The 15,432-nt window shown below is 71.9% G+C and carries 10 protein-coding genes, 2 pseudogenes and 1 riboswitch; of the genes and pseudogenes, 7 read left to right on the top strand and 5 right to left on the bottom strand.

Annotated elements, in window-relative coordinates:
- Positions 1–27: 27 nt before the first annotated feature.
- A pseudogene (locus HUV60_RS07720) lies at positions 28–228 on the bottom strand (helix-turn-helix domain-containing protein); the annotation flags it as partial.
- 321 nt (positions 229–549) lie between these two features.
- On the bottom strand, positions 550–1,488 hold the full coding sequence (locus tag HUV60_RS07715; RefSeq protein WP_257848116.1) for a sucrase ferredoxin: 939 nt from the start codon (positions 1,486–1,488) through the stop codon (positions 550–552).
- Between the two features lie 242 nt (positions 1,489–1,730).
- On the opposite strand from HUV60_RS07715, the pseudogene HUV60_RS07710 reads away from it, so the two are divergent.
- Positions 1,731–1,967 (top strand): annotated as a pseudogene (locus tag HUV60_RS07710) (hypothetical protein); the annotation flags it as partial.
- 64 nt (positions 1,968–2,031) lie between these two features.
- On the opposite strand, the gene HUV60_RS07705 reads toward HUV60_RS07710, so the two are convergent.
- The gene (locus tag HUV60_RS07705; protein ID WP_257848117.1) at positions 2,032–2,583 is read right to left on the bottom strand and encodes a DUF6082 family protein; all 552 of its coding nucleotides are present in this window, start codon (positions 2,581–2,583) and stop codon (positions 2,032–2,034) included.
- Positions 2,584–2,905: 322 nt separating this feature from the next.
- Between HUV60_RS07705 and HUV60_RS07700 the strand changes: the two genes are divergently transcribed.
- Complete coding sequence (locus HUV60_RS07700) at positions 2,906–3,997, top strand: CobW family GTP-binding protein (RefSeq protein WP_443047234.1); 1,092 nt, start codon at positions 2,906–2,908, stop codon at positions 3,995–3,997.
- On the opposite strand, the gene HUV60_RS07695 is transcribed toward HUV60_RS07700, so the two are convergent.
- Positions 3,994–6,450, bottom strand: a complete 2,457-nt coding sequence (locus HUV60_RS07695; protein WP_257848119.1) for a DNA gyrase/topoisomerase IV subunit A — start codon at positions 6,448–6,450, stop codon at positions 3,994–3,996. The two genes, HUV60_RS07700 and HUV60_RS07695, sit on opposite strands and share 4 nt — an antisense overlap.
- Positions 6,451–6,843: 393 nt before the next feature.
- Between HUV60_RS07695 and HUV60_RS07690 the strand changes: the two genes are divergently transcribed.
- From HUV60_RS07690 to HUV60_RS07675, 4 genes are all read left to right on the top strand, one after another.
- Complete coding sequence (locus tag HUV60_RS07690) at positions 6,844–8,214, top strand: M16 family metallopeptidase (protein ID WP_257848120.1); 1,371 nt, start codon at positions 6,844–6,846, stop codon at positions 8,212–8,214.
- Positions 8,211–9,599, top strand: a complete 1,389-nt coding sequence (locus HUV60_RS07685; RefSeq protein ID WP_257848121.1) for a M16 family metallopeptidase — start codon at positions 8,211–8,213, stop codon at positions 9,597–9,599. Before HUV60_RS07690 ends, HUV60_RS07685 begins: the two co-directional genes overlap by 4 nt.
- A 235-nt stretch (positions 9,600–9,834) precedes the next feature.
- Positions 9,835–9,999, top strand: a riboswitch (cyclic di-AMP (ydaO/yuaA leader).
- Positions 10,000–10,012: 13 nt separating this feature from the next.
- Positions 10,013–10,783, top strand: a complete 771-nt coding sequence (locus HUV60_RS07680) for a M23 family metallopeptidase (protein ID WP_257848122.1) — start codon at positions 10,013–10,015, stop codon at positions 10,781–10,783.
- Positions 10,784–11,038: 255 nt separating this feature from the next.
- Positions 11,039–11,743 (top strand): GntR family transcriptional regulator, encoded by a 705-nt coding sequence (locus tag HUV60_RS07675; RefSeq protein WP_257848123.1) that lies wholly within the window; start codon positions 11,039–11,041, stop codon positions 11,741–11,743.
- Positions 11,744–11,935: 192 nt separating this feature from the next.
- On the opposite strand, the gene HUV60_RS07670 is transcribed toward HUV60_RS07675, so the two are convergent.
- Positions 11,936–12,217 (bottom strand): HPr family phosphocarrier protein, encoded by a 282-nt coding sequence (locus HUV60_RS07670; protein ID WP_042172977.1) that lies wholly within the window; start codon positions 12,215–12,217, stop codon positions 11,936–11,938.
- A 176-nt stretch (positions 12,218–12,393) separates the two neighbouring features.
- Here HUV60_RS07670 and HUV60_RS07665 point away from each other — a divergent pair, with 176 nt between their 5' ends.
- Positions 12,394–15,306 carry a bifunctional acetate--CoA ligase family protein/GNAT family N-acetyltransferase gene (locus HUV60_RS07665; RefSeq protein WP_257848124.1) on the top strand — a complete coding sequence of 971 codons (2,913 nt, stop codon included), beginning with the start codon at positions 12,394–12,396 and terminating at the stop codon, positions 15,304–15,306.
- The last annotated feature ends 126 nt before the right edge of the window (positions 15,307–15,432 follow it).

The following is a 15,432-nucleotide window of genomic DNA, read 5'->3' as shown; positions in this document are numbered from 1 at the left end:
GTGGGATGCCGGGCCGTGCGACGACGCTCAGGTACGGGTCACCCACACGTAACGGTGTTCCGGGCGGCCCGCGTCGCCGTACCTGAGGGGCAGCACGGCCCGGCCGGTCCGCTCCAGAAGCTTGAGATAGCGCTGGGCGGTCTGACGGCTCACCCCCGTGCGCTCGGCGATCTCCTGGGCCGGCAGCGTGCCGTCGGCACTGATCAGGCACTGACGGACCAGTTCCGCGAGCGCGCGGCGCATCGCCTGGTCGTCCAGCTGCCCACCGAGCGGGGCGAGGAACAGCCCGGTCGCGAGCACCGCGACCCCCGCGGCGATCGCCAGCTGCATCAGCAGGACCTGCGAGAAGACCCGCCGAGGCAGACCGAGGCAGACCGAGGCGCAGACGGCGGGCGAAGGGAGTGGTGCGCATACTCATGACGGTACGTGGACGGCCGCCGGGGGCCGCGGGCAGGTGGCGCGGATCGCCTCGCACACGCGGAGAGGAGCCCGCGTGCGCTCCCACGCGCGGGGAGGAGCCGGTCTCCGCGCGTGACCGCGCGCGGCGGGTCAGCTCGCGAGCGCCGCCAGGGTCACCTCGCGGACCGCCACCACGTCCATCCGCGCGGGCGAGCCCAGTGCGGACCCGCAGCTCTCCGCGCGGGGCGGCAGGGACGAGCCCTGTGCCACCTCCACCCGCCAGCGGCGCCCGTCGGCGTGCGCGACGAGCACCTCCCAGCGCGGGGCCGCGCCGTCCGTCCGTACGACGGTCAGCGCCGCGGCGGCGTACTCGCCCACCTCGCTGCGCACGGCCAGCTCGGCCGCCTGGCCGGGGCGTTCCCAGGCGGAGCTCCCTCGGCACCCCTCCACCACGATCCGGCCCTCCTGCGCGCCGTGGAGCACCTCCTTGACGGCATGCGCCTCGGCCCTGCCGTACGCGTAGCCGTGGGGCAGCACGAGCACCGTGGGCGAGAAACGGTGTCCGCCCAGGTGGGTGACCTCCCAGACGCCCTCGACGCCGGAGGCGACGAGCTCGGCCGCAAGGGGGCGGCCGAGGAGTGCGCAGCAGCGGTCGCGCCTGCCGTTGGTGCAGACGAGGGCGAGCGGGGCGCCCTCGTGCGGCCGCCCGTCGAGCGCCGTGGCGAAGGTGCCGCTGTGTCCCCTGCCGAGGGCGGCGAAGTCGAGGTCGAGCAGGCGCTCCGGGTCCGTGGTCGTGGCGGTGTGCAGCCAGGTGCTGTCGGGCACGGTGTGGGCCACGTACACCTGACGGGTGGCGGACGTCCTGTGGTCCGCGTGCCGTCCGGAGCGTCTGATCAGGGCGATACGCACCCCGGTGCCCGACGCGGCGGCCTCCAGGGCCCGGCCCAGGGCCGGGTCGAGGTGGCTCGAGGTGAGCGCCTTGGGGCCCCAGGGACCGGGCTGTTCCAGCAGGAGCCAGGTCCTCGCGGTGGCTGCGGTTCCCGCAACGGGCTCGTCGAGCTCGCGGGAAGCGGTTGAGCACGTACTCACAGAGGTGAGCCTAACCTGAGTTGCTCCCGTGTGCAGGGCGGCATGCCTTGGCGCAACCCGCCGTGGGAGAAACTCCGGAGCTGATATGGATGCGCGCAGGCGTTGCGCCCGTCGGGGTGCGAGGTGGCTGTGCCGTGGTGAGTCCCGTGTCTGTGCCGTGCTCCGGCCGCGACGATCCATCGCGCATCGCGTGGTTGCGGGCGCGGGCCCGCTTGTGCCGTGAGAACAAGGGAAACTCAACAGTGAGTCAGATCATCCGCCGTCTCGGTGTCGCTCCACGTCATCGAGGCAGTACGGGTGGCGGGACATGCCCCGACACCTTCGAGCTGGTGGACGGGAACTTCGCGGTCATCGGCACGGATGCGACTGATTCGCTCGATACCCAACTGCCCGAGGACGCGGCGCGCGCCGACTACGAACGCATCGTCGTGATCCCCCGGGAGACCCTGACCAGGGCGAAGACGGATATCCCGGACGCCTGGGCGTGCCGTCCGGACAGGTCCGCCCTTCGCGGCGGGGTCGCTCCGGGGCGGCCCCCGCGGCTCACGTGGTGGGTCCCCGACCACCCACCACTCGTCGGTGTCGGCCTCGTCGAGCCGAAGCAGCAGGTCGTCGATCAGCCGGCCGAGTTCCGCCTCCTCGGTTCCCGTGAGGCTCGCGCGCTGCTGCCGAGTCGCGTACCCGTACTCCCCTGGCGATCGGGTTCTGGAACATGCCCCGGGCGTGCTTGAAGAACTCGTCCCGGCTGAGGTTGCCGATACGGTGGTAGCAGAGCAGGTTCGTGTACAGGGCGTTGGCGAAGAGGTACTGGCGGCGCTTCTGCGCGGTGACAGGAATCTCGAAGATGTCCAGGACCGCGGCGAGTTCGGGGTCGTCCATCGCCTTGCCCAGCAACTCCCAGTGCTGGCGCTGCTGGCTCGCCAGATTGGCCTGCCGCCGGGTGTCCGCCTGTTGTTCCAGGCATTCCAGACGGGAGTGCAGGTACTCCGGCGTGTGGCGTCGAACCGCCGCGGTGGCGAGGATGCCCGCGGCCATCCCCAGTCCCGCCACCGCGGCGACGTCAAGCCCGCGCTTGCCAGTTTTCCGTGTGGCCATGTCAGTTGCCCCCGATCAGGCGGCCGTCCGCCGGCCGTCGGGATGCAGGTCGACTGCAGGGGACCGGCGAGCGGTGGGCGGCACTTGCCGCCTTCCAGGGGGCCGAGCGGCTCTGATCGGCGGAAAGGCGGAGAGGCGGCGCACGGAGGGAAGCGAGGGTCGCGCAATCCGTCGCCCTGTCCCACGTCTGCCCCGCGAACGCTGCTAACAATCGTTCACTTCGTCACTGTCCCCACCGCTCGTATCCTGGGGAGTCAGTCGATTCCCGGACGTACGCCGAGGCGCGAGCCGGGGTACGCGTGGGCATGAGAGGGGTCGCGTGGTGGAGCGCAGCAGTGGTCGGCAGATTCCGGTCGTCGTCCTGGCCGGATTTCTCGGATCCGGGAAGACCACCCTGCTCAACCACCTCCTCCACCACAGCGGTGGCAGCCGTATCGGGGCCGTCGTCAACGACTTCGGTGCCATCGAGATCGACGCCATGGCGGTGGCCGGAGCGCTCGGAGACTCGACCGTCTCGCTCGGCAACGGGTGCCTGTGCTGTGCCGTCGACGGCAGCGAACTGGACGTGTATCTCGAGCGGCTGGCGCGGCCGTCCGCCGGGATCGACGTCATCGTCATCGAGGCCAGCGGTCTCGCCGAGCCGCAGGAACTCGTGCGGATGGTGCTCGCCTGCGAACACCCCCGGATCGTGTACGGCGGGCTCGTAGAGGTCGTGGACGCCGCCGAGTTCGAGGAGACGAGGGCCCGGCATCCCGGGATCGACCGGCATCTCGGCCTCGCCGACCTGGTCGTCGTGAACAAGCTCGACCGGGCGGCGGACGCGCACGGCGTGCTCGGCGCCGTGCGGTCGCTCGTGGACCGCGCCGCCGTCGTTCCCGCCGTGCACGGCCGCGTCGATCCGGAGTTCCTCTTCGACTGCCGGCCCGGTGAGGAGCGTGTCGGGCAGCTCTCCTTCGACGACCTGCACCGGCACGAGTCCGCCGCGGACGACGAGCACGCCGGGCATCTGCACGCCCGGTACGACAGCCTGTCCTTCGCCTCCGCGACGCCCCTCGGTCCGCGGCGGCTGATCCGGTTCCTCGACAGCCGCCCGGAAGGGCTCTACCGGATCAAGGGATACGTCGACTTCGGGCCGTACGACGCCGGGAACCGGTACGCGGTGCATGCCGTCGGGCGGTTCCTCCGGTTCTCCCCGGAGCCCTGGCCGGCCGGTGCGGAGCGGCTCACGCAACTGGTGCTCATCGGGACCGGCATCGACACCGCCGCCCTCCGCAAGGAACTGGAGGAGGCCTGCGGCAGCGACGCCCTCGATGACCCCGGCGCCCCACACGCCGACGAGCGGGGCATGTGGGGCGTGCTGCGGTACGTACGGGAGCCCGACGACCCGCGGGGCCAGGACGACCCGCAGGGTTAGACCGGGCCCGCCACCACCGCCACCGTCTTCGGCAGGGACTCTCCCGAGCCGTCGCGGCGCGGGTCGGGCTTCGGCAGGTCGACCGGTGTCCCGTTCTTCTGGGAGGCGCGGGCCGGGGTGGCGCCGGCCCAGGCCAGGGACAGGCAGTCCTCGCCCTTGAGGAACCGCTGGCAGCGCACACCGCCGGTGGCCCGGCCCTTGCGCGGGAACTGGTCGAACGGCGTCAGCTTGGCCGTCGTCTGGACGGAGTCGTCCAGCGTGCCGCGCGAGCCGGCGACCGTGAACACCACCGCGTCCGCCCCCGGATCCACCGCCGTGAAGGTGATGACCTTCGCGCCCTCGGCGAGCTTGATGCCCGCCACGCCGCCGGCGGGACGCCCCTGCGGACGGACCTGCGCGGCCTGGTAGCGCAGCAGTTGCGCGTCGTCGGTGATGAAGACCAGGTCCTCCTCACCCGTGCGCAGCTCGACGCCGCCGACGATCCGGTCGCCCTCCTTGAGGGTGATGACCTCCAGCTCCTCCTTGCTGGAGGGGTAGTCGGGCACCACCCGCTTGACGACACCCTGTTCCGTGCCGAGCGCGAGGCCCGGCGACAACTCGTCGAGCGTCGTCAGGCAGATCACCCGCTCGTCGTCCTCCAGGGAGACGAACTCCGAGACCGGCGCCCCGCCCGAGAGGTTCGGGGTCGGCATCGACTCCGGCAGCTGCGGGAGGTCGATGACGTTCACCCGCAGCAGGCGCCCCGTGGAGGTGACCACGCCCACCTCGCCACGGGCGGTGGCCGGCACCGCCGAGACGATCATGTCGTGCTTGACCCGCTTGGCGTGCGCGCCCTTGGGGAACGGCTTCGCGTCCGCCGTACGGGCGAGCAGGCCCGTGTCGGACAGCAGCACCCGGCACGGGTCGTCCGCCACCTGAAGCGGCACGGCGGCGACCGGGGCTGCCGCCCCGTCCAGCAGTACCGTACGACGGTCGTTGCCGAACTTCTTCGCCACCGTGGCCAGTTCGGACGAGACCAGCTTGCGCAGCTCCGCGTCCGACTCCAGGATGCGGGTCAGTTCCTCGATCTCCGTGTTCAGCCGCTCCTGCTCCGCCTCCAGTTCGATGCGGTCGAACCTGGTGAGGCGGCGCAGGGGGGTGTCCAGGATGTACTGGGTCTGGATCTCGCTCAGCGCGAACCGGTCCATCAGACACTGCTTCGCCTGCGCGGAGTTGTCGCTGGAGCGGATCAGGCGGATGACCTCGTCGATGTCCAGCAGCGCCGTGAGCAGGCCCTCGACCAGGTGCAGACGGGCGCGTCGCTTGCCGCGGCGGAACTCCGAGCGGCGGCGGACCACGTTGAAGCGGTGGTCGAGATAGACCTCCAGCAGTTCCTTGAGTCCCAGGGTGAGCGGCTGGCCGTCCACCAGGGCCACGTTGTTGATGCCGAAGGACTCCTCCATGGGCGTCAGCTTGTACAGCTGCTCCAGGACCGCCTCCGGCACGAAGCCGTTCTTGATCTCGACGACCAGACGCAGGCCGTGGGCGCGGTCGGTGAGGTCCTTGACGTCGGCGATGCCCAGGAGCTTCTTCGAACCGACCAGGTCCTTGATCTTGGCGATCACCTTCTCCGGGCCCACCGTGAACGGCAGCTCGGTGATGACCAGGCCCTTCCGGCGGGCCGACACCTCCTCCACGGTGACCGTCGCGCGGATCTTGAAGGTGCCGCGGCCCTTCTCGTACGCGTCCCGGATGCCCGGGAGGCCGACGATCCTGCCGCCGGTGGGCAGGTCGGGGCCCGGGACGTGCTTCATCAGGGCGTCGAGGTCCGCGTTCGGATACCGGATCAGGTGGCGGGCGGCCGCGATCACCTCGCGGAGGTTGTGCGGCGGCATGTTGGTGGCCATACCGACCGCGATGCCCGACGCACCGTTCACCAGGAGGTTGGGGAACGCGGCGGGCAGGGTCGTGGGCTCCTGCTCCTGGCCGTCGTAGTTGGGCGCGAAGTCGACCGTGTCCTCGTCGATGGACTCGGTCATCAGGCTCGTGGCCTCGGTCATCCGGCTCTCGGTGTACCGCATGGCGGCCGGAGGGTCGTCGTTGCCCAGGGAGCCGAAGTTGCCGTGGCCGTCGACCAGGGGGACCCGCATCGAGAAGGGTTGTGCCATGCGCACCAGAGCGTCGTAGATCGACGCGTCGCCATGGGGGTGCAGCTTGCCCATGACCTCGCCGACCACGCGCGCGCACTTCACGTAGCCGCGGTCGGGGCGCAGGCCCATCTCGTTCATCTGGTAGACGATGCGGCGGTGCACCGGCTTCATGCCGTCGCGCGCGTCCGGCAGGGCGCGGGAGTAGATGACCGAGTACGCGTACTCGAGGAAGGAGCCCTGCATCTCGTCGACGACGTCGATGTCGAGGATCCGCTCCTCGTACGAGTCGTCGGGCGGCGGGGTTTTCGTGCTGCGGCGGGCCATCGCTGCCGGCTCCTTGCTGAAGCGTGGGACGGTATCTGACGCGGACCATTGTGGACCGCCGTACCGACAACCGGGACCATGACCCCCGCCGCTGCCCTCCGTCGGGGACCGGGGGCGGGGTGCCGGCAGGGTACGCGCACTTCCCGCCTGCGCCGCGGGCGGGGGGGGAGGAGAGGACCGGGACCGGGTGCACACCCCGTGCGCCGCCTGCGATCCCGTACGCCCCACGAAACCCGTGTGTACCGCGTCGTCCCACCCGTACCCGTGGTTCTCGCTCTCGGCGTAGCCGGTCCCGTCCGGGAACTTCACCGGTGCTCCGCACGCTTGCATACAGTGGCAGGACCGGCACAAACGGCGGATGCGACGACCGCCTCCGCGATCGAAGGGACGTACATGCCCATGGGTCACACGGCCACCGCCCAGGCAGGCTCCGGCGGCCTGACAGCGACCGAGCACCGGCTGTCCAACGGCCTGCGCGTGGTGCTCTCCGAGGACCATCTGACCCCCGTCGCGGCGGTGTGCCTCTGGTACGACGTCGGTTCGCGTCACGAAGTCAAGGGCCGTACCGGCCTGGCCCACCTTTTCGAACACCTCATGTTCCAGGGTTCCGGGCAGGTGAAGGGCAACGGTCACTTCGAGCTGGTCCAGGGCGCCGGAGGCTCGCTCAACGGCACCACCAGCTTCGAGCGGACCAACTACTTCGAGACCATGCCGGCCCACCAGCTGGAGCTCGCCCTCTGGCTCGAGGCCGACCGCATGGGCTCCCTGCTGGCCGCCCTGGACGAGGAGTCCATGGAGAACCAGCGGGACGTCGTCAAGAACGAGCGCCGCCAGCGCTACGACAACGTCCCCTACGGCACGGCCTTCGAGAGGCTGACCGCTCTCTCCTATCCGGCCGGCCACCCGTACCACCACACGCCCATCGGCTCGATGGCGGACCTGGACGCGGCCACCCTGGAGGACGCCCGCGCCTTCTTCCGCACGTACTACGCGCCGAACAACGCCGTGCTCTCCGTCGTCGGTGACATCGACCCGGAGCATACGCTCGCCTGGATCGAGAAGTACTTCGGTTCCATCCCCTCCCACGACGGCAAGCCCGAGCCCCGCGACGGCTCGCTGCCCGAGATCATTGGTGAGGAGCTGCGTGAGCTCGTCGAGGAGGAGGTCCCTGCGCGTGCGCTGATGGCGGCCTACCGGCTGCCCGAGGACGGCACCCGCGCGAGCGACGCCGCGGACCTGGCGCTCACGATCCTCGGGGGCGGCGAGTCCTCCAGGCTCTACAACCGGCTGGTACGACGGGACCGCACGGCGGTGGCGGCCGGATTCGGCCTGCTGCGGCTGGCCGGGGCGCCCTCGCTGGGCTGGCTGGACGTGAAGACGTCCGGTGACGTGGAGGTGCCCGTCATCGAGGCCGCGATCGACGAAGAGCTCGCCCGGTTCGCCGAGCAGGGGCCCACGGCCGAGGAGATGGAGCGCGCCCAGGCCCAGCTGGAGCGCGAGTGGCTGGACCGGCTCAGCACCGTCGCGGGCCGGGCCGACGAACTGTGCCGGTACGCCGTCCTGTTCGGTGACCCGCAACTCGCCCTCACCGCCGTCGGACGCATCCTCGACGTGACCGCCGAGGACGTGCGGGAGGTCGCCGAGGCCCGCCTGCGTCCCGACAACCGAGCGGTGCTCGTCTACGAGCCCGTCGCTCCCGAGGCCGGGGAGACCGAAGAAGCCGCAGCCGCCGGCACCGACGAGAACGAGGAGACGGCGAAGTGACCGAGCTCGCCACGATGGACTTCCACCCCCAGCCGCAGGCGGGCGAGGCCCGGCCCTGGGCCTTCCCGGCCCCCGAGCGCACCACCCTCGGCAACGGTCTGACGGTGCTGCGCTGTCACCGCCCCGGCCAGCAGATCGTCGCTGTCGAGGTGCTCCTCGACGCGCCCCTGGAGGCCGAGCCGGCCGGTCTCGACGGTGTCGCCACCATCACCGCGCGGGCGTTCTCCGAGGGCACCGACAAGCACTCCGCCGAGGAGTTCGCCGCCGAACTGGAGCGCTGCGGCGCGACCCTGGACGCCTACGCCGACCACCCCGGCGTCCGTCTGAGCCTCGAGGTGCCGGCCTCCCGGCTCGCCAGAGGGCTCGGGCTGCTCGCCGACGCACTCAGGGCGCCCGCGTTCGCCGACAGCGAGATCGAGCGTCTCGTCCGCAACCGCCTCGACGAGATCCCGCACGAGCTGGCCAACCCGTCCCGCCGCGCAGCCAAGGAACTCTCCAAGGAGCTGTTCCCGGCGGCGTCGCGCATGTCCCGCCCGCGCCAGGGCACCGAGGAGACGGTCACCGGCATCGACTCGGCGGCCGTACGCGCCTTCTACGAGAAGCACGTCCGTCCCGCGACCGCCACCGCGGTGGTCGTCGGCGACCTCACCGGCACCGACCTGGACGAGCTGCTCGGCGACACCCTCGGAGCCTGGACCGGATCGGCCGCCCAGCCGCAGCCCGTCGCGCCGGTCGCCGCCGACGACACGGGCCGCGTCGTGATCGTGGACCGCCCCGGTGCCGTACAGACGCAGCTGCTCATCGGCCGCGTCGGCGCGGACCGGCACGACCGCGTGTGGCCCGCGCAGGTGCTCGGCACCTACTGCCTCGGCGGCACCCTCACCTCCCGCCTGGACCGCGTCCTGCGCGAGGAGAAGGGCTACACCTACGGTGTGCGGTCGTTCGGCCAGGTCCTCAGGTCCGCCCCGGACGGCGCCGGCGCGTCGCTGCTCGCCATCAGCGGTTCCGTCGACACCCCGAACACAGGCCCTGCCCTGCAGGACCTGTGGACGGTGCTGAGCACCCTCGCCGCGGAGGGCCTCACCGACGCCGAACGCGACGTCGCCGTGCAGAACCTGGTGGGCGTGGCACCGCTCAAGTACGAGACCGCCGCGGCTGTCGCCGACACCCTCGCCGACCAGGTGGAGCAGCACCTGCCCGACGACTACCAGGCCGAGCTGTACCGGCGGCTCGCCGCCACCGGCACCGTGGAGGCGACCGCGGCGGTAGTGAACGCCTTTCCGGTGGACCGCCTCGTGACCGTCCTGGTCGGCGACGCGGCGCAGATCAAGGAGCCCGTCGAGGCGCTCGGTATCGGCGAAGTCACGGTGGTGTCCGCCGAGTAGACGGCCCGTCGGCGCGCTGTCGGCGGCCGTCCGGCCGCACACCGTACGCGCACGCGCGCGGGGCTCTGGTGACGCGAACGCCACCAGGGCCCCTTTGTGTCCGAATTGGGATGGGAGGTACCTGTATGACCTGTGGGATGTGCTACAAAAACCGGGATTCGTTTGGGAATTGAAAGACGTCCCGCTTAGCGTCAGGCGGTCTGTTCGTCGGGCAGTGCGCCGCACCCGCGGCACCGGACAGTCATCGCCGAGTCCCCGTACGGTGCGAACCAGGGGAGCCGGGGACCCATCAGCAGTCCCTGGGGTGAATCGGACGCCCGCGCGTGTCGCGAGGGGGTCCGTAGGAGACCTTCCTGCTCCGAACCCGTCAGCTAACCCGGTAGGCGAGAAGGAAGGAAAGGACCACCCTGTACATGGCGTTCACCCGCGCCACCGGGAAGCACCGTCGTCCCAGCCGTGTGCATCGCGGCACCGCCAAGGCGGCGGGCGTCGCGGCTCTCACCAGCACCGGTGTCATCGGCTCCCTCTCCGCTCCGGCGCTCGCCGCCGAACCCGCCGCACAGACCGGCCTGACCCCCGTGGTCACCATGGGCGACGAGGTCGCCGCCAGGGTCGACGCCCAGGCCTCCGCCCAGCACGAGGCCGCACGCGAGGCGGCCCAGGCCGCCGCGCGCGTAGCCGCCGAGGAGGCGGCCAGGGAGAAGGCGGCCGAGGCGGCCGCCAAGGCCCGTGAGGCCGAGGAACGCGCCGCGCGTGAGGCCGAGCGCAAGCGTCTCAACACCTTCGTGTCCCCGATCGCGGGCTCCTACGTCTCGACCGGCTACCTGTCCGGCGGTGCCGTCTGGTCCTCCGGCACCCACACCGGTGTCGACTTCCACGCCGCGAGCGGTACCCCCGTGCTCTCGGTCGGTATGGGCACCGTCGTCGAGGCCGGCTGGGGCGGCGCCTACGGCAACCAGGTCGTGATCAAGATGCACGACGGCACGTACACCCAGTACGGCCATCTGTCGTCCGTCGGTGTCTCGGTGGGCCAGCAGGTCACCCCGGGCCAGCAGATCGGCGTCTCCGGCGCCACCGGCAACGTCACCGGCGCGCATCTGCACTTCGAGGCCCGCACCACCGCCGAGTACGGCTCCGACATCGACCCCGTCGCGTACCTCCGTGCTCACGGCGCGAACGTCTGACCGGGGGCGCGTCTCCCTGACCTCCGTGTACACCTCGATGTCCGCGTGATCACCTGACGCCCCAGGTGCCCGTTTTCCGTGGAACGGCCCCGGCTCGGCTCTCCGAGTCGGGGCTTTCGGCGTTTCCGGCTGCCCGTTGTCCAAAAAATGGACATGATTCCCGGTCCGCCGTCGGAAATTCCCGCGCGTTGCAATAGAGTCACGGAGCAGGTGTCACCCGTTGACGTTATGCGGGGATTAATTCGGAGGTCGGTCATGCGTATTCCGGCGCACTCGGTGTGCACGGCGATCCGGGACGACATCGTCTCGGGTGTCTACGAGCGTGGCGGCCGGCTGACCGAGGAGCTCCTCGCCCGCCGCTACGGTGTCTCGCGCGTCCCCGTCCGGGAGGCCCTGCGCACCCTGGAGGCCGAGGGCTTCGTGGTCACCCGGCGGCACGCGGGCGCGTGCGTCGCGGAACCCACCGAGCAGGAGGCCGCCGACCTGCTGGAGATGCGGCTGCTGCTGGAGCCGCTCGGTGCCCTGCGTGCCGCGCAGCGCCGCACCGAGGCCCATCTGAAGGTGCTGCGCGGCCTGGTCCGGCTGGGCCAGGAGCGGGCCCGGCAGGGCAGCAGCGACGACCTGCGCTCACTGGGCGGCTGGTTCCACGAGACGCTCGCCCAGGCGTCCGGCAGTCCGGCGCTGACGTCGACGCTGATCCAGTTCCGGCACAAGATCGGCTGGATGTACGAGGTGCGCGGGACGAGGGATCCCATGGAGTGCTGGGCGGAGCACGGCGCGATCGTCGACGCCGTGGTGCGCGGTGACGGTGAGCGCGCGCGTGCGGTCATGGCACTGCACACCGAGCGCGCCACCGCCGCCCACCGGCTGCGCTTCACCGCGAGGGCCGACCGGACGGCCCGCCCCGAGCGCGTGAGGAACTCGCAACACCCCGTAAACACACCGAGTCTCCGGCATTAACACAAAGACCGTATACAAGAGAATGTAATTCGGCGGAAGTGGAATCCGCCTGCCATTTTTCGTGAGCGCGGGATTGCGTGTGGGGGAGCGGTGCGCGGGGAAACCGGCGGGCAGGTGAACCGGAGATCACGGAAAACAACGGAGCCGCGTCGCCCGCAAGGGGTGACGCGGCTCTGTCCGCTGCCGGGTGTTTCACACGGTCTCGGGGAGTTCCTCGAGCCCTTCGGAGACCAGCTTCGCCAGCCGGTCGAGGGCGGCGTCGGCCCCCTCGGCGTCGGAGGCGAGGACGATCTCCTCGCCCCCCTGGGCGCCCAGACCCAGAACGGCCAGCATGGAGGCCGCGTTGACGGGGTTGCCGCCGGCCTTGGCGATCGTCACCGGGACGCCTGTCGCCGTGGCGGATCGGACGAAGATGGAGGCGGGGCGGGCATGGAGGCCCTCGGCCCAGCCAACGTTGACGCGGCGCTCAGCCATGTGTTGCTGCCCTTCGGAGTTCATGTTGTCTAGACCAGTTTTCCATATCGTGAAGCAAGCCGGGGAAGGGCACTCGCTCCCACTCCCCGGCGGCACCGGACCGCGGCCTCGGTCCGGTGCGTGCCCCCACAGACTGCCTCGCGCCGTTGTCGTACGCGAGCCGTATTCTGGGGCCCATGCAGACCTCGTCGGACCGGCACGAGTATCCCGCCCACTGGGAGGCCGACGTGGTGCTGCGCGACGGCGGCACCGCGCGGGTCCGCCCCATCACCGTCGACGACGCCGAGCGCCTGGTCAGCTTCTACGAGCAGGTGTCGGACGAGTCGAAGTACTACCGCTTCTTCGCGCCCTACCCCCGCCTGTCCGCCAAGGACGTGCACCGCTTCACGCACCACGACTTCGTGGACCGGGTGGGGCTCGCAGCCACCGTGGGCGGCGAGTTCATCGCCACCGTACGCTATGACCGGATCGGCCCCGACGGGGCTCCCGCGTCCGGGCCGGCCGACGAGGCCGAGGTCGCCTTCCTCGTGCAGGACGCCCACCAGGGCCGGGGCATCGCCTCCGCCCTGCTCGAGCACATCGCCGCCGTCGCGCGGGAGCGCGGCATCCGCCGGTTCGCCGCCGAGGTGCTGCCGGCCAACAGTAAGATGATCAAGGTGTTCACGGACGCCGGATACACCCAGAAGCGCAGCTTCGAGGACGGCGTCGTCCGTCTGGAGTTCGGCCTCGAACCCACGGACCGTTCCCTGGCCGTGCAGCAGGCGCGCGAGCAGCGCGCAGAGGCCCGCTCGGTGCGGCGGCTGCTCGCCCCGGGCTCGGTCGTCGTCATAGGCGCCGGCCGCGCGCCCGGCGGCGTGGGCCGAGGCCTCCTCGACAACATCCGGGCGGCCGGATACACCGGCCGCCTGTACGCCGTGAACAAGGCCCTGCCGCCGGAGCAGAAGGAACTCGACGGAGCCGCCGGGGTGCCCGCCCACCGCTCGGTGCGGGAGATCGACGGCCCGGTCGACCTCGCCGTCGTCGCGGTGCCCGCCGGACACGTCCCCGAGGTCGTCGCCGAATGCGGCGAACACGGTGTGCAGGGGCTCGTCGTTGTGAGCGCCGGGTACGCCGACGCGGGCCCCGACGGCCGGGAGCGCCAGCGCGCCCTCGTCCGCCAGGCCCGTTCGTACGGCATGCGGATCGTCGGGCCGAACGCGTTCGGCGTCATCAACACCTCCCCGGACGTACGCCTGAACGCCTCGCTCGCACCGCAGACGCCGCGCTCCGGCCGCATCGGCCTGTTCGCCCAGTCCGGAGCCATCGGCATCGCCCTGCTGTCGCGGCTGCACCGGCGTGGCGGGGGCGTCACCGGTGTCACGGGCGTGTCCACCTTCGTGTCCTCCGGCAACCGGGCCGACGTCTCCGGCAACGACGTCCTGCAGTACTGGGACGACGACCCCGACACCGATGTCGTCCTGATGTACCTGGAATCCATCGGCAACCCCCGCAAGTTCACCCGTCTCGCCCGCCGGACCGCCGCCGCGAAGCCGCTGGTCGTGGTCCAGGGCGCCCGCCACGGCTCCGGACCCCGCGGCCACGCCGTACGCGCGACGCGACTGTCCCACGCGACCGTCTCCGCGCTGCTGCGGCAGGCCGGGGTCATCCGGGTGGACACCATCACGGAACTGGTCGACGCGGGCCTCCTGCTCGCCCGTCAGCCGCTGCCGTCCGGCCCCCGCGTGGCGATCCTGGGCAACTCCGAGTCCCTGGGCCTGCTCACCTACGACGCCTGCCTCACCGAGGGGCTGCGCCCGCACCCCCCGCTGGACCTCACCACCGGGGCGTCGGCGGCGGACTTCCACGCCGCGCTGTCCCTGGCGCTCGCCGACGACACCTGTGACGCGGTCGTCGTGACCGCGATCCCCGCGCTGGGGGAGCCGCCGGCCGACGACGCGGCACTCGCCGGGGCGCTGCGCTCGGCCGCCGTCGCGACGCCGTCCAAGCCGGTCCTGGTGGTCCACGTGGAACTCGGTGGCCTGGCCGAGGCCCTCTCGGCGGCGGCCGGCACGGCCCCGCAGCCCACTCCGGCCGCCGAGAACCCCCCCGGGGCGCAGAACCCCGGCTCCGCACCCTCCGCCGGTCAGCGCCCGGCCACCCCCGGGGCGCCGTCCGCCGCCGGACCGGCCGCCCCCGGGAGCCCCGGCCCGGCCACCCCGTCCACGCCCGTGAGTCTCCCCGAGGACGCCCATCTCATCCCCGCCTACCCCGCAGCCGAACGAGCGGTCCGGGCCCTCGCCCACTCCGTCGCCTACGCCCAGTGGCGCCGGGACGCCGCCGACCCCGGCAAGGTCCCCGCGTACGAGGACATCGACGAGCGGAGCGCCGCCGCCCTCATCGACGCGCAGCTCACGCGCGGGGAGAGCCTCACCCCCGGCCCCGAGGAGACCTGCGCCCTGCTCGGCGCCTACGGCATCCACGTCCACCGCGCCCTCCCCGCCCCCACCGCCGACGCCGCAGTCGAGGCCGCCCGGACCCTCGGCCGGCCCGTCGCCCTCAAGGTGACCGCCCCGCACCTCAGGCACCGCGCCGACCTGGGCGGTGTACGGCTGGACATCGTGGACGAGGAGCAACTGCGCCGGGCCTACGCCGAGCTGACGCAGCAGCTCGGCACGCCCGAGGAACTGCGCCTCGTCGTGCAGCGGATGGCACCGCGCGGTGTCGACACCATCGTCCGCGCGGTGATCGATCCCGCCGCCGGGGCCGCGCTCTCCTTCGGGCTCGCCGGCCCCCCGTCGCAACTGCTCGGGGACATGGCGCACCGGCTGATCCCGGTGACCGACCGGGAGGCGACCTCCCTGGTCAGGTCGATCCGGACCGCACCCCTCCTGTTCGGCTGGCGCGGCTCGGCCCCGGTCGACACCCCCGCCCTGGAGGAGCTGCTGCTGAGGGTGTCGAGGCTGGTCGACGACCACCCCGAGGTCGTCGAGGCCGACCTCGAGCCGGTCGTCGTCGCCACCCGCGGGGTGAGCGTCCTCGGCGCCTCCGTACGCCTGGCCCCGCCCCCCGCCCGCGACGACCTCGGCCCCCGGACCCTCCCGGCGTACTGAGAGCGGCGTGAACCCCCGACCGTTCCACCCCGGCAGTCCGCCGCGGGTTTGACGGTGCGTTGGGCGGGTTATCCGTGCCTCCGGCCGGCAGCGGCACCTGCCGCGGGCACAGGACGGAGAGAACGG

Source organism: Streptomyces sp. KMM 9044 (genome assembly GCF_024701375.2).
Taxonomy (GTDB): Bacteria; Actinomycetota; Actinomycetes; order Streptomycetales; family Streptomycetaceae; genus Streptomyces.
This window is presented reverse-complemented; position numbering and strand designations above follow the sequence as displayed.

Coding starts and splice junctions, on each gene's coding strand:
- HUV60_RS07665 (WP_257848124.1), top strand. CDS start 12,394: ATGCAGACCTCGTCGGACCGGCACGAGTATCCCGCCCACTGGGAGGCC.
- HUV60_RS07695 (WP_257848119.1), bottom strand. CDS start 6,450: ATGGCCCGCCGCAGCACGAAAACCCCGCCGCCCGACGACTCGTACGAG.
- HUV60_RS07705 (WP_257848117.1), bottom strand. CDS start 2,583: ATGGCCACACGGAAAACTGGCAAGCGCGGGCTTGACGTCGCCGCGGTG.
- HUV60_RS07680 (WP_257848122.1), top strand. CDS start 10,013: ATGGCGTTCACCCGCGCCACCGGGAAGCACCGTCGTCCCAGCCGTGTG.
- HUV60_RS07675 (WP_257848123.1), top strand. CDS start 11,039: ATGCGTATTCCGGCGCACTCGGTGTGCACGGCGATCCGGGACGACATC.
- HUV60_RS07670 (WP_042172977.1), bottom strand. CDS start 12,217: ATGGCTGAGCGCCGCGTCAACGTTGGCTGGGCCGAGGGCCTCCATGCC.
- HUV60_RS07690 (WP_257848120.1), top strand. CDS start 6,844: ATGCCCATGGGTCACACGGCCACCGCCCAGGCAGGCTCCGGCGGCCTG.